This is a genomic window from Cupriavidus basilensis (assembly GCF_029335485.1).
GTDB lineage: Bacteria > Pseudomonadota > Gammaproteobacteria > Burkholderiales > Burkholderiaceae > Cupriavidus > Cupriavidus basilensis_E.
The window spans coordinates 1-13,129 of record NZ_JARJLM010000500.1 but is presented as its reverse complement, the minus strand read 5'-3'; the positions used below and the strand labels follow the sequence as shown (position 1 = coordinate 13,129).

Annotated in this window: 14 protein-coding genes, 1 tRNA gene and 1 pseudogene; 7 read left to right on the top strand and 9 right to left on the bottom strand. The window is 66.9% G+C overall.

The annotated features are described in order from the left end of the window. Nucleotides 1–133: 133 nt before the first annotated feature. Nucleotides 134–209 (top strand) — tRNA-Met (locus P3W85_RS30770). A 146-nt stretch (nt 210–355) separates the two neighbouring features. On the opposite strand, the gene P3W85_RS30765 is transcribed toward P3W85_RS30770, so the two are convergent. Together P3W85_RS30765 and P3W85_RS30760 are read right to left on the bottom strand one after the other, a co-directional pair. After that, nucleotides 356–742, bottom strand: coding sequence for a hypothetical protein (locus tag P3W85_RS30765; protein WP_276267542.1), 387 nt, complete (start codon nt 740–742; stop codon nt 356–358). Nucleotides 743–861: 119 nt separating this feature from the next. Continuing rightward, a complete protein-coding gene (locus P3W85_RS30760) occupies nt 862–1,149 on the bottom strand; it encodes a hypothetical protein (RefSeq protein WP_276267541.1) in 288 nt (95 codons plus the stop codon). Between the two features lie 276 nt (nt 1,150–1,425). Between P3W85_RS30760 and P3W85_RS30755 the strand changes: the two genes are divergently transcribed. Beyond that, nucleotides 1,426–2,109 (top strand): Fe2+-dependent dioxygenase, encoded by a 684-nt coding sequence (locus tag P3W85_RS30755; protein ID WP_276267540.1) that lies wholly within the window; start codon nt 1,426–1,428, stop codon nt 2,107–2,109. A gap of 191 nt (nt 2,110–2,300) precedes the next feature. Here P3W85_RS30755 and P3W85_RS30750 read toward each other — a convergent pair whose 3' ends face one another. Then, a complete protein-coding gene (locus P3W85_RS30750) occupies nt 2,301–2,600 on the bottom strand; it encodes a hypothetical protein (RefSeq protein WP_017230360.1) in 300 nt (99 codons plus the stop codon). Nucleotides 2,601–2,862: 262 nt separating this feature from the next. Between P3W85_RS30750 and P3W85_RS30745 the strand changes: the two genes are divergently transcribed. Together P3W85_RS30745 and lpxO are read left to right on the top strand one after the other, a co-directional pair. Beyond that, a complete protein-coding gene (locus tag P3W85_RS30745; protein ID WP_017230361.1) occupies nt 2,863–3,174 on the top strand; it encodes a hypothetical protein in 312 nt (103 codons plus the stop codon). A 196-nt stretch (nt 3,175–3,370) separates the two neighbouring features. After that, on the top strand, nt 3,371–4,273 hold the full coding sequence (lpxO, locus tag P3W85_RS30740; protein ID WP_017230362.1) for a lipid A hydroxylase LpxO: 903 nt from the start codon (nt 3,371–3,373) through the stop codon (nt 4,271–4,273). A gap of 85 nt (nt 4,274–4,358) precedes the next feature. On the opposite strand, the gene P3W85_RS30735 is transcribed toward lpxO, so the two are convergent. The 5 genes from P3W85_RS30735 to P3W85_RS30715 all read right to left on the bottom strand — a co-directional run bounded on the left by P3W85_RS30735 (nt 4,359) and on the right by P3W85_RS30715 (nt 10,229). Beyond that, nucleotides 4,359–5,903 (bottom strand): diguanylate cyclase domain-containing protein, encoded by a 1,545-nt coding sequence (locus P3W85_RS30735; protein ID WP_430869656.1) that lies wholly within the window; start codon nt 5,901–5,903, stop codon nt 4,359–4,361. A 185-nt stretch (nt 5,904–6,088) separates the two neighbouring features. Then, the gene (locus P3W85_RS30730; RefSeq protein WP_276267538.1) at nt 6,089–7,141 is read right to left on the bottom strand and encodes an alpha/beta hydrolase family protein; all 1,053 of its coding nucleotides are present in this window, start codon (nt 7,139–7,141) and stop codon (nt 6,089–6,091) included. Nucleotides 7,142–7,197: 56 nt separating this feature from the next. Further along, nucleotides 7,198–8,046, bottom strand: a complete 849-nt coding sequence (locus P3W85_RS30725; protein ID WP_276267537.1) for an AraC family transcriptional regulator — start codon at nt 8,044–8,046, stop codon at nt 7,198–7,200. 133 nt (nt 8,047–8,179) lie between these two features. After that, the gene (locus P3W85_RS30720) at nt 8,180–8,356 is read right to left on the bottom strand and encodes a hypothetical protein (RefSeq protein ID WP_017227841.1); all 177 of its coding nucleotides are present in this window, start codon (nt 8,354–8,356) and stop codon (nt 8,180–8,182) included. Between the two features lie 367 nt (nt 8,357–8,723). After that, on the bottom strand, nt 8,724–10,229 hold the full coding sequence (locus P3W85_RS30715) for a PLP-dependent aminotransferase family protein (protein ID WP_276267536.1): 1,506 nt from the start codon (nt 10,227–10,229) through the stop codon (nt 8,724–8,726). 174 nt (nt 10,230–10,403) lie between these two features. On the opposite strand from P3W85_RS30715, the gene P3W85_RS30710 reads away from it, so the two are divergent. Further along, entirely contained in the window at nt 10,404–10,769 is a 366-nt protein-coding gene (locus tag P3W85_RS30710) for a hypothetical protein (protein ID WP_276267569.1), read from the top strand. Beyond that, nucleotides 10,770–10,886 (top strand): annotated as a pseudogene (locus P3W85_RS30705) (serine dehydratase); the annotation flags it as partial. Between the two features lie 78 nt (nt 10,887–10,964). Here P3W85_RS30705 and P3W85_RS30700 read toward each other — a convergent pair. After that, entirely contained in the window at nt 10,965–11,270 is a 306-nt protein-coding gene (locus P3W85_RS30700; protein ID WP_017225536.1) for a single-stranded DNA-binding protein, read from the bottom strand. Between the two features lie 234 nt (nt 11,271–11,504). Here P3W85_RS30700 and P3W85_RS30695 point away from each other — a divergent pair, with 234 nt between their 5' ends. Then, complete coding sequence (locus P3W85_RS30695; RefSeq protein WP_276267535.1) at nt 11,505–13,127, top strand: NAD(P)/FAD-dependent oxidoreductase; 1,623 nt, start codon at nt 11,505–11,507, stop codon at nt 13,125–13,127. The last annotated feature ends 2 nt before the right edge of the window (nt 13,128–13,129 follow it).

Sequence of the window (13,129 nt, the reverse complement as noted above, 5' to 3'; positions counted from 1 at the left end):
TTTGCGCGCGCGCGGGGCTTCGCGTTGCTCCGCGGTCTGCCCGGATAGCAGGTTTTTCATGAGGGCGTAATAAAACAATTGCACAAAACGATTGCAATACCGGGCCAGATGTTACATAATCTCACTTCTCGGACGCGGGGTGGAGCAGTTGGCAGCTCGTCGGGCTCATAACCCGAAGGTCGCAGGTTCAAGTCCTGCCCCCGCAACCAGTATCTCTTCCGGTTTTGCCTCCTGGCCGTTCTGGCCCTGCTTTACAAACACCCCCCAGGAATTACAGAGTCGAAGCCGTTCCAGTTCGGCGGAAGCTTGCGTTGCGCACGCACCTGGCTATGCATGGGCTGCGATGTCGCAATGCTCAACGACGTCCGTGGCCACCGCCCCGGCCGCCTCGCTGACCAGAGCCGCCCCAGCTGCCACCACGGTAGTATGCGCGGCCCGCGCCGTAATGGCGGGGATAGCCGTGCCAGCCTGGGCCACGATAGCCATAGCCACCCGAGCGGTAGTACACCGCGCCGCCGTAGAAACCGCCATAGTACGGCCACGGATACCCGTAGTAGCCGTAGCCCAGCGGCGCAGACGGATAGACCGTGCCGCCCTCATAGAGACCGTAGGGATTGTAGGTGAGGGGGTAGTCGTCATAGCCATCGTAGTAGGGATAGCCTACGCATGCGCCCACCGACAGCAGGGAAAAAGCGAGAAGCAGGCGGAGCAGGATACGATGCATGGGCGTTGACTTCGGCAATGGAGCGTACCGGGGAGCACACCCGGCAGGTGCCGCCGGACAATGATTGGAGACCGCTACCCGCGACGGGGTTCATTGTCGCGCACCCGGCCATGCAGGGCCAGGCCAGAGCCCGGAATTCAGGCTGGCGCCCGGGCCAGTTCCGCCGCGCGCGCAAAGGTGTCGCGCACCTGCGGCTGCCCCTCGCGAGCCGCGGCCTCGGCGCGTGCCGCCAGCCGTTCGATCAGCACGCTCAGGTTGTTGCCCGCCGGCGCCGTCTTGCTCGCGCCGCATTGCCCAATGGCCTCGCGTACCAACTGATCCAGTTCCTCCGCGACGTCGGCGCCGTCGAAGGCGCTGATGGACAAGGCGGAAATCTGCTCGAGGTAGAGGTTGACCAGCGCTTCGTCGTGTACCGGTTCGGCCATTTCCGTCTCCTTGGCAAAGTGGGGGGATAGGATTCATTGTAGCGGGCCGCATGCTTGAGGGATGTCCGGGCACGGGCGACGGCGCCCGGTTTCGCGGGGGAATTCCGCCGGGCTTGCGCCATGTCAAGCTTGGATAAATGTTAATGATTCGTATTTGCCGTGACGGGGCGCTTTCTCTTACAATCGCGGCTTGCCCGAGCTACCCGCCGTGCTGCCGGATCCTGACGGCCGGCGGATGCCGGCCAGCCAAATCGTCTTGCCGAGGTAGTCGAAAACATGATGCTGCAGATCCCGGATGTGCTGACACCGACACAGGTGGCCCAATGCCGTGCCTGGATTGACGCAGCGGACTGGACCGACGGCAATGCCACGTCCGGGCATCAATCGGCCCTGGCCAAGCGCAATTTGCAGTTGCCCGAGGGCTCGCCGGCTGCGCGCCAGGCCGGCGATCTGATCCAGGATGCGCTGGGGGCGAATCCGCTGTTTATCTCAGCCGCGCTGCCGCTCAAGGTCTATCCGCCCCTGTTCAACCGCTACGAGGGCGGCCACGCCTTCGGCAACCATATCGACAACGCCATCCGCCACCTGCGCGGGACCAATTTCCGCATTCGCAGCGACCTTTCCGCCACGCTGTTCCTGACTGCGCCCGAGGACTACGACGGCGGCGAACTGGTGGTGGAAGACACTTACGGACAGCAGCGCGTGAAATTGCCGGCGGGACATATGGTGCTATATCCGGCAACCAGCCTGCATCATGTCAGCCCGGTCACGCGCGGTGCGCGCGTGTCGTCGTTCTTCTGGATTCAGAGCATGGTGCGCGACGAGGGACAGCGTTCAGTCTTGTTCGATCTCGATACGCAGATCCAGCGGGTAGCGCAGGCGATGGGCCATAAGGAGCCCGCCGTGGTCGGGCTCACGGGCGTCTATCACAACCTGCTGCGGCGCTGGGCGGATGCCTGACGATAGTGCACTTCTTCCGCTGCCATGACGGCGCAAGGGTACGCATCGAAGCATGGCGGAAGGGCGCGGGAAAGGGGCGGTGGGACAGTGGGACAGCGGGAGGGATGATAAAGAGGAACGCGGCGCCAGGTGCCAGCCCGGCGCCGGTGGCGCCCGGCTGGCGTCAGCGGGCGCGTGGCGGTGCCGCAGGGCTACCTGCGATCCCGGTGCTGCGACGGCAAGGGCACGACGGCAACGCGCCGCCGCGCGGGTTTGAGCGCCCGGCCAGGCCAGAACACATAGGTGGTATGCGGATCCATCGGCTTGCCGAAATAGGATACCCAGACCTGCACGCCCTGTTCGGTTTCGGCAACGATGGCGGCCACTGCGCGGGCCGCGACTGCGGGAGACTTGAGCAAGGTGGCCAGCGCTTCCACGCCTTGGACCACGTGGTGCTTGACACCACCGAACCACGCGTACTGACGCATGGCTGACAACAGACGCTCGGTCATGACGCTAATGTTTTGTTAATGATGCAGATAAGACCGGAGCTTACACGCTTTGTTCAGTGCCGATCGATGGGTCTTGTCTATCGCTTACCCTGAGTCATGGAATCTCGCAACGTGGCGGTCAGGGGGGCGTCGTTGCCGTTTCCGCGATGTCGATCGCGCGCCGCGTTGACAAGGCGATGCCCGGGGATTAGCTTGCTCTCGAGGGGCTTGCGGATCCCGTGCGCCTGCGATGTCCTCTCGCGCTTTTCCTGGGAGCTTGCCGATGACCGAAGACATGCTGCTGCAACTGATGGCCGAAGTCGAAAAGGAAGACCCGATCGACTATGCCGATCTGCCCTTCGACGATGCGACATTGCGCGGGCTGGTGTGCCGGCTGGTGGCGCAGCGTTCCAGCGCGATGGAGTCCGCCGGCATGCCGGTGGACGCGCTGCTGGCCACCATGTGGGCCTCGACCGCCAAGCTGGTGCTGGAGAACATGGTGCTCAACGCACGCCTGCTGACGCTGCAGGGCTTGCCGGACGATGCCAGCGCACTGATCGACCGTATCGCCCGGCAATCGCGCGGCACGCCCTGAGGCGCAGCGTCCCTTGGCCAGCCGATCAGCCCTATGTGGCGGATTGGCAGATTGGCGAACTGTTGCGTGACGCCTCGATCTCATTCAGCAGGGCGCTGCCCGTTTCGATACACTATCGGTTTTCGTCGCCCCCGGATGCCGTGCTGTTGCCCGCGAATGCAACGACGCGCGGTGTTGCTGACATGGAGGATTTCGGGTGATCAAGTGGATAATCGTCGCGGCGTACCTGGGAGCGATCCTGTACGTGCATTTCCGCGGCAAGGTGAGGCTGCGCATCTGGCGCCAGTTGCTGGACCATTCGGCGCTGGTGGCGCCGATCAACTGCTTCATGTACATGTTCTCGGGCGTCCCCCGCACGCCCTACATTCCGGTCGAGCGCTTTCCCGAGCTCGAAAGGATCCGCGCCGCCTGGCCGGAGATCCGCGATGAAGGCCTGGCCCTGACGGCCATGCGCAAGATCAAGGCTGCCGACAAGAACGACGACGCCGGCTTCAACTCGTTCTTCAAGTACGGCTGGAAGCGTTTCTACCTGAAGTGGTACGAGGCCCGCCACCCGTCGGCCGAGGTCCTGTGCCCGCGCACGGTCGAGTTGCTGCGCGGCTTGCCCAGCGTGAAGGCGGCGATGTTCGCCGAGCTGCCGCCCGGCGGGAAGCTCAATCCGCACCGCGATCCGTTCGCGGGTTCGCTGCGCTATCACCTGGGCCTGGCCACGCCGAACGACGACCGCTGCTTTATCGAGGTCGACGGCGAGCGCCACAGCTGGCGCGATGGCGAGGGCGTGGTGTTCGACGAAACCTATCTGCACTGGGCGGAGAACAAGAGCGACAGCAACCGTCTGATCCTGTTCTGCGACATCGAGCGTCCGATGCGCTTCGGCTGGGCCGGCAAGGTCAACCGCTGGCTGGGCCGCAAGGTCATGACCGCGGCCAGCTCGCCCAACGAAGAGTCCGACCAGACCGGCGTGATCAACCGCCTGTTCCGCATTGTCTGGCTGGGCGGGCAGTATCGCCGCCGCTTCAAGGCCTGGAGCCGCCCGGCGTATTACGTGGTGAAGTTCGGCCTGATCGCCGCGGGCGTGGCGCTGATCGTCTACCTGTAGCGCAGGCTTGGGTGCATCGCGCAACGGGAAGGGCCGGCATTGCCGGCCCTTCCCGCTTCTCCCCCCGTTTCCGTCGCAGGCCGTCCTATTCCCGCCGGCGTTCCTGTTCGTCGTCCAGGGCCTCGTAGTGAGCGCGCTTGGCCTGGTACATGCGGGTGTCGGCCAGCTTGACGGCGTCGCTCAGGCGTTCGCCTGCGGCGCATGTGGCGGTGCCGATCGACAGGCTGAGCGCCGTACCCGGATAGAACTGGTTGTTGAGCTCGACCACTTGATGGATTTGCTCCACCACCGTGGCAGCACCGCGCTCGTCGCGCGCCGGTAGCAGCACCATGAATTCATCGCCGCCCACCCGCGCAACGCAGGCCTGGTCTCCCACCGCCTTCTTCAGCGCTTCGCCGGTGCGGCGCAACAGGGCATCTCCGTCCCCGTGGCCAAGCTGGTCGTTGACCTGCTTCAGCCCGTTCAGGTCGACCGCGATCACGCTGACGGGCCATGGGCCCTTGCGGCCCAGGCGCGCGAGTTCGTCTTCGTAGTAGGCGCGGTTGTAGAGCTTGGTCAGTACATCGTGCTTGCCGAGGAACTCCACATAGGCTTCGGCCTTCTTGCGCGCCGTGATGTCCGTCAGGGATACCAGTACCCGGTCCCAGTCCGCTTCGCGGCCGGGAAATACCGACCACTGCATGAACACGTCCACCGCGCGGCCGTCCAGCGCATAGTTCACGACCTCGCGCTGCTGCCAGAGCTTCTCGTTCCAGAGATCGATCAACTGTTCCGCGAACTGGACGCGCATATTGTCGCGGAATACATCCCCGAGGCGCGACAGCAGCTCCTGCTTGCTCGACGCGCTGAACATCAGCAGCGTCTGCTGGTTGACGTCCAGCACGCGGATCTCCTGCATGCAGCGCGAAATAAAGTCCGGATGCACATTGAGGAAGGTGCGGAAATCCGTGATGCCCGCGCCGCGGACTTCGTCGAGCAGCAGCTTGACCGCGCTGAAATCCTCGACCCACAGCGATACCGGCGAATGCTCGAACAAGCCCAGCGCATATTGCCCGCTGCGGCGCAGCTCGCGCTCGGTGGCGACCTGCGCGGTGATGTCCTCGATCGACAGCAGCACGCGCTCCCAGGTCTCCTCGAAGCCGGGCATGACGGTCGCTTCCAGCCGGATGTCCAGCCGCTTGCCTTCCAGCGTGTAGTTGACGGTCTGGCTTGAGAAATGCTGCCCGCCGTCCCATAGCTGGCCGAGTTCCTCTACGTGCTGATCGAACATGTCGTCGCGAAAGACGGTGTCGAGATTGGCCACCAGATCGGACAGGTCGGCGGCGCGGAACAACGCCAGCGTGCGCCGGTTGACGTCCAGCACGCGGATCAGCGCTGAGCAGTGCGCCACTTCCCGTGGATGCGCGCGCAGGTAGCCGCGCAGGTCGGTAATGCCCTGGGCACGCAGCGCCTGGAAATGGCGGCGCACGCCACTGAAGTCCTCCAGCCATAGCGAGACGGGTGCAAGCTGGAACAAGGTACGGTAATTGTCGTCAAGGTCCTGTGTGTGCGATGCGGCCTTCAAGGCGGTCTCTCCCTGTTTCCCAAGAGCGCGCCATGGCAGGTTGGCCGGCTGGCGCGCAGGCGGCATGACTTGTTTGGTGCTGCCCGGGCTCTCGGCCCGGTACGTTGCCATGCGCGCTACGGCGATAGCATAGGGCAGCCCGGCTGAAAATGGGGCGGTGTGGCAAAAAACACGAACGCCATGGCGGCGGACCGGGCCGCACGCCGCGCGGGGCGGCACCGGCCGGGGAGCGGATCCGGCCCAGCGGCCTGCTACTTGCCGGTAGCGTTCGGCGCCGCCAGCGTGCGCTGGAAGAACGCCACCACTTCCGCGTTGAATTGGCGATGGAACCGCGCCCGCGAGAATCCTGCGCCCTCGACGCAGATCTCCGGCACCAGCGCAGCCTGCGCGGCAGTGCAGGGGGCGAGGAAATCGTAGTGGCCTGCGCCGGCAACTTCGTGATATTCAGGGGCGGCCGGGAGCGCCTGGCGCACCGCGTCGGCGAAGTCGGGCTCGGGCAGGATGCGGTCGTCATCGGCGCGCCACAGTTGCAGCGGCACCCGGACCCGGGCCAGCCCGTCCGGGGCGAAGGCATAGCCGAGCGCCGGCGCGGCGATCACTGCGGCCTTGAGGCGCGGGTCCCAGCCCGTGTCGGCGGCCGGCCGCGCCGTGGGCGGCAGGGCAGTATCGGCATGGTTGCGCAGGTATCGGCATGACCATTCGTCCGGATGCGCCTGGCAGTGCGGTCCCACCTTGCCCAGGTCCGCCTGCCCGCCGATCGCCGCCAGTGCGGTGAAACCACCGGCGGAGAAGCCGAAGATGCCGATGCGGCGTGCGTCGATGCGCGCATGATCGGGCCACTGCGTCAGCAGGTAGTCCAGCATTGCCCTGACCTGCAGCGGTCGTTCGGCGATGCGCGCCACGCGGCTCAGGTCCTGGTAGTTATCCCCCGTGTGGGTCGGCGCCGCCACCACGAAACCGGCCTGCGCCAGCGCCTGGGCCGTGTCGCGATGGCTGCCGAGGCTGCCGCCGGTGCCGTGCGAGATCAGCACCAGGGGCAGTCGCGTGCCGGCTACCGCCGCCCCGGGTGCAAGCTCTTGCTCGAATGGCCCGGGTGCATGCGGGGCAGCCGTGGCGTCGGCGGGATACCAGATGCCGACCTCCAGCGGCACGTCGTTGCCGACCGGGACGAGAAGCCGCATGAAGCCTGTTGCGGCATGGGCGTTGCCGAGGCCGAGGCCCGACAGCACAAGCCCTAGGGCAAGGCAGCCGCGCAGGAATGGCGCAAAGCGGGTGGACAGGACAGGTCGGGAGGCGTGGCGCATGGCGGGTCGTTGGATGAAGGGGGGCGTGATATTGGAGGCGGGCCCGGCTGGCTGCGTCAACCGTGGACGCCCCGGGTGGCGGCGGGCGGCCGCACCGGCAGCAGTAGTTCCGTCTCGCATAGCGCGGGTAAGGTGCCGGGTTCGCTGTGATACAGCTCCAGGGCGGGCCGGTGGTCGGGTTCGTGGCCGCTGGCGGGAAGCCAGGCCGAAAACAACATCTCCCAGGTGGCGTTGATCAGGGTATGCGGTCCGCGCAGGGTGAAGCTGGCATAGAGGCCGCCGGCGACGGTCATCGCCGTCAGTCCGCCAGCGTCGCCGGTGTGGCCCGGCTGGACGAATCCGGCGAAGTAGCTGAAGCCGGCGTCGCTCTCGGGGTCGCCTTCGCAAACGCCTGCCAGGCTTGCGGGCGCCCGGCCCTGCCAGCATTCCGCCTGCGTCGCGAGTGCCGCCAGGCGGCGGAACGTATGGGGAATCATGGACAAAGGGCCCTGATGGCGCAGTCCGAGCAGTTGTAGCAGCGGCAGTTCGCGCAAGCGCACGGCGCCGGGCCCGGCGCCGTAGCCCTGGCTCAGCCGCTGCAGCTCGCTCGGGCTCAGCGAGGTGAACTCGCGGAAGGCTCGGGCGAACGATTGCGCGCTGTCGTAGCCGACTACCCCGGCAATGTCGACCACGGGGCGGTTCGAGCCGACCAGCAGGCTGGCTGCGTGGTGCAGGCGGATGCGGCGGATGGTGTCGGCCAGCGCTTCGCCGGTGACGGCGCGATAGACCCGGTGGAAATGGTAGGGAGAGAACGCAGCCAGCGCGGCCAGGCTGTCGAGCCTGTGCTCGGCGGCGGGATCGGCCGCGATGGCTTCGACCACGCGTGCGATGCGCTGGCGGTAGCTGGTTTCGGTGGAGGCTTTCATGCCCTCGGGTGTCCTGAGCGAGGTTGCGGCGAATTGCCGTGGGGCATTCGCGATTCGGGACACCAGACTACCGCGCCGGCGCGGGCGATGCTGCGCGCGGATTGCTGCTTTTGCTGCCAGACGGACGGACGGCTCAGGAGGCGGGCGTGAGGGCGGCAGCGCCCAGCGTGGCTTGCCGGCGTGCGGCATGTTCCTGCTCGGCGATCAGTTGCAGCGTGACTGCCTGCAGCAGGGAGCCGGCGGTGAGATGCGAGGCCAGTGCGCGGAGCTCGTCGAGCTTGCCGCCGCGCGCGGTTTGGGGATGCGTCATGTCTGTCTGAAGGTGCTCTGAAACAGTACCGATGGTATCGGCAAGCTGGGGGCGCCTGCTTTGTCCTTGGTCATGTTTCGTGCTTCCGGCGTCGCTTGCCGCGTCATGGCCGGCCCTGGTCTCCGCACGTCCCTGGCGGTGCGCGTGGTCTGCGCGGCGCGCGCCGCAAAGGCGCAGGGTGGAACCAGCGGCGTCGATGGCGAGCGGGAGGGAAGGGTGCGGCATCTTGTGACTCCTGGAGAACGCGGTTTGCCGGTTTTGGCAATGTTCGCCAGATTGCCTGCACCATCCGCCGCCGCCCAGCGTGCTGCGATGAACGGCGCGATCGGAGGCGCGAACGGTGTCGCGCGGCGACGGGAGCGGCGCTTTATGCCGTGCCCGCAATCGTTGCCTGGCGCCGCTTCTGGCTGCCTTGGGCGTCGCCCGGCGGCTGCGGCCTGCCCGCCGCGCGCGCCACCACGGCAGCGAGCTTGCGCAGCGCGCGTTCGATTTCCGGCGAATACGGCGTGCCGCAGTTCAGCCGCAGGAAATGATCGAAGCGGTTGGAGTTGGAGAACATGACCCCTGGCACCACGCGGATGCCGGCCGCCATCGCCTGGTCGAATACCGCTTCGGACGATACCGGCCCGGGCAACTCCACCCACAGGTGCAGGCCGCCGTTCGGGTTCGAGGCGCGCGTGCCGGCAGGAAACTCGGCGGCGATCGCCTGCGCCACTTGCGCGCGCTGGTTGCGCAATTGCTCGCGCAGGCGCCGCAGGTGGCGCTCGAAGGCACCCGACCCCATGAATTCGGCAACCGCGATCTGGGCCAGCAGTTCGTTGGGCCGCGACTGGCTGTACTTGAGCATTTCCACGCGAGCCTGCCACCTGCCCGCGGCAATCCAGCCCAGCCGCATGCCGGGGGCCAGGATCTTGTGCAGCGAGGCGCAATGGATCACACCGCCGTTGCGGTCCCAGGACTTGAGGGCCGCGAGCGGCGCGTCGCCGTCGGCCAGCGCGGAGAAGCAGTCGTCCTCGATCAGCGCGATCTCGCGCGCCTCGCACCACGCCACCAGTTGCGCCTTGTTGGCATCCGGCATGATGCTGCCCAGCGGATTCTGCAGGTTGGGCACCACCACCACGGCGCGGATGTTGTCGTAGGTCTGCGCCGCCAGTTCCAGCGCTTCGAGCGAGATGCCGGTCTGCGGACTGCTGGGGATCTCCAGCGCCCGCATGCCCAGGCTCTCGAGTATCTGCAGCAGTCCGTAGTAGGTGGGCGACTCCACGGCGATCACGTCGCCCGGGCGCGCCACCGCGCGCAAGGCCAGGTTGAGCGCTTCGGTGCAGCCGTGGGTGACCAGGATGTCCTCGGGCGCCACCGTGATGCGCGAGCGCAGCGCGTGCCGCGCCAGCACGGCGCGAAAGGCCGGGTGCCCCTCGGCGTCGGCTGCGCTGCCGAACAATTGCGGGTAGCGCCGCAGCGCGCGCGCAGCGGCATTGCGCAGGGCCTCCGCCGGATACAGCGACGGGGCGCCGCAAGCGCCGGCAAAGTTCACCTGGACCGGTTGCTGGTGCCCGCGCGCCGTGATGGCTGAAATGCGTTCATGGATGCCGACGTATTGCGCCGGGTCCGGCAGGCTGGCGACCGGTTCCTCGATTGGCGCCAGCGGCTTGTGCCGGGCATGCCGCACGAAATAGCCCGAGCGCGGCCTGGCCTCGAGCAGGCCGTCGCTTTCCATCTGCCGGCATGCCTGCAGCGCGGTGGACAGGCTGACGCCGTGCAGCTCCATCAGGGTGCGCACGGAAGGCACGCGATCGCCGGGCTTCAGGGCGCCGGTTTCGATGGCATGGAGGTAATGCTGGGCGAGCTGGCGATAGAGCGGGGCGGATTCCATGCGGCATGGTGGCGCGGCGGCAGCCGTCGCAACAGATACAGATCAGGGGCTTCTGTATCGTAACAGATGGCTTGATACGCCTCTGTTATGGCTCGCGCAGTGCGGGCGTGTGCCTGTTGAGGTCCGGCGCTGCCCGGTAGTCTGGAACCCTGTCAAAGCCAGTGAGCCGGCATCATGCAAAGCTACCGTTCAGACCCGGTCATCCCCGCCGTCCAGCCCAATCAGCCCGCCCGCGGCGCGCAGGGCGGCAGCGGCCCCGAAGGGCAAAAGCTCGACCTCGAAAGCAGCCGCGTGTTGCGATTCCATGCCCGGGCAGGCACGACGCTCTATGTGCTGGAGGGCGAAGTGGAACTGTCCGAGGCCCCGCGCTGGCTGGCCGGCACCATGTGGCGGCAGCCGCAGCGCTTGCCGGCCGGCAGCGTGGTGGCGTTGCCGGCCGGCTGGGTGGAAGTCCTGGCCCGGCGTGCGGCGACGCTGCGGCTGCAGGCGAGCGTCCCCCGCCCTTGGTGGCGCCGCTGGCTGGCGCCGGCGCGGCGCTGAGTCGACGCCACCCGCGCTTACGGTGGCGAAGTGGTGCTGTATGACCGCTATACCGAGGATCGCGACGCCATAGGGCGCCATCTGGCGCAGACGCAGGGGCTGACGTCGATCCCGCCCTAGCTCGGCGATCTCACCTTCCCCGTGCCGCTGCAGGCCTGAGGCGGGGAGGTGCCTCCTTGGCGGCGAGGGCCGCCCTCAGTCCCTGGCGTCGTGCACGCTCAGCAGGGCATGGGCCACCATGTCGAGCGCCGGCCGCGTGTCGCCGTTCTTGTCGGTCCAGACCTTGGGCGTCAGGCTGCCCGATAGCGCCACCGACTCGCCGTCCTCCAGCGCCAGCAGCGCCGCGCGCACCTTGTCGGCAAACGCAATCACGTTGACGATCACGGTGTCGCCATCGTTGATGGCAGCCTTGAGCCTGGCGGTGACAAACTGGCTGCCGCCCTGGCCGGTGCGTTCGCTGGCGTGGCCGTGCAGCCGGCCGCTGACTAATGCATCGATCATCTGTTCTTACTCCTGGGTTGTCTGGTCTGGCAATGGGCCGCGCGTGCGCTCCGGGGGCGCGCGCGGCCTGCCGGGGTGCGGAAGATCTCACAATTTCGCTGCCTCGGGGCAGAGAATGGGGCGCGGCGCCCGAAAAACTATAAAATTGCGGTCCGGCCAGCCCGACGCTCACCCAGAGTGCAGTCCGCGCCCCATGCAGGGCCAGACCCACCGGCCGCAGAATTCCAGGTTCCCATGCTACGTCTAAGTGAAGTCAAACTCCCGCTCGACCACGCCGAGAGCGATCTCGAGGCCGTGGTGCTCGCGCGCCTGGCCGAACTCGGTGTCAAGGCCGATGGCCTGACCGGGTTCACCGTATTCCGCCGCGCGCACGATGCCCGCAAGCGCTCCGATATCAAGCTCACCTACATCATCGACATCGAGGTGAAGGACGAAGCCGCGGCAATCAAGCGCATGGCCGGCAAGCCGAACTGGAGCGTGACGCCGGACATGGCCTACCGCTTCGTCGCGCAGGCGCCCGCGCCGGGCACGACGCTGCGCCCGGTGGTGATCGGCATGGGCCCCTGCGGGCTGCTGGCCGGCCTGATCCTGGCGCAGATGGGATTCAGGCCCATCATCCTGGAGCGCGGCAAGGAAGTGCGCGAGCGTACCAAGGACACCTTCGGCCTGTGGCGCAAGAGCGTGCTGAATCCGGAGTCCAACGTACAGTTCGGCGAAGGCGGGGCCGGCACCTTTTCCGACGGCAAGCTCTACAGCCAGATCAAGGACCCGAAGCACTACGGCCGCAAGGTGCTCGACGAATTCGTCAAGGCCGGCGCGCCGGAAGACATCCTCTACCTTGCCCGCCCGCACATCGGTACCTTCCGCCTGGTGAGCATGGTGGAGAAGATGCGCGCCGAGATTTTCGCGCTCGGCGGCGAGATCCGCTTCGAGACCCGCGTCGAGGATATCGACATCGAGCGCGGCAAGGTGCGCGGCCTCAAGCTGTCCAACGGCGAATACCTGGAAGCGGATCACGTCGTCCTGGCGGTGGGCCACAGCGCGCGCGACACCTTCGAGATGCTGCATGCGCGCGGCGTGTTCATGGAGGCCAAGCCTTTCTCGCTGGGTTTCCGCATCGAGCATCCGCAGGGCATGATCAACCGCAGCCGTTTCGGCAAGTTCGCCGGCAACAAGCTGCTGGGCGCCGCTGACTACAAGGTGGTGCACCACGCCAGCAACGGCCGCGCGGTTTACAGCTTCTGCATGTGCCCTGGAGGCACGGTGGTGGCCGCGGCCTCGGAGCCGGGCCGGGTAGTGACCAACGGCATGAGCCAGTACGTGCGCGCCGAGCGCAATGCCAATGCCGGCATCGTGGTGGGCATCACGCCCGAGGATTATCCCGGCGGCCCGCTGGCCGGCATCGCCTTCCAGCGGCATTGGGAAGAGCGCGCGTTCGAGCTTGGCGGGCGCAACTACAACGCACCGGCGCAACTGGTGGGCGATTTCATCGCACGGCGGCCCTCCACCGCGCTGGGCTCGGTCGAGCCGTCCTACAAGCCGGGCGTCACGCCGACCGATCTCTCCACCGCCTTGCCCGACTACGTGATCGAGGCCATCCGCGAAGCGCTGCCGGAACTCGACAAGAAGATCGCCGGCTTTGCCATGCACGATGCGGTGCTGACCGGCGTGGAAACGCGCACGTCGTCGCCGCTGCGCATCCGCCGCAAGGACAACTACCAGAGCATGAATGTGGAAGGCCTGTACCCGGCCGGCGAAGGTGCCGGCTATGCGGGCGGGATCTACTCCGCGGCCATCGACGGCATCGAAGTGGCCGAGGCGGTTGCCTTGAGCATCGTCAACGGCAAGCCGGCCTGAGC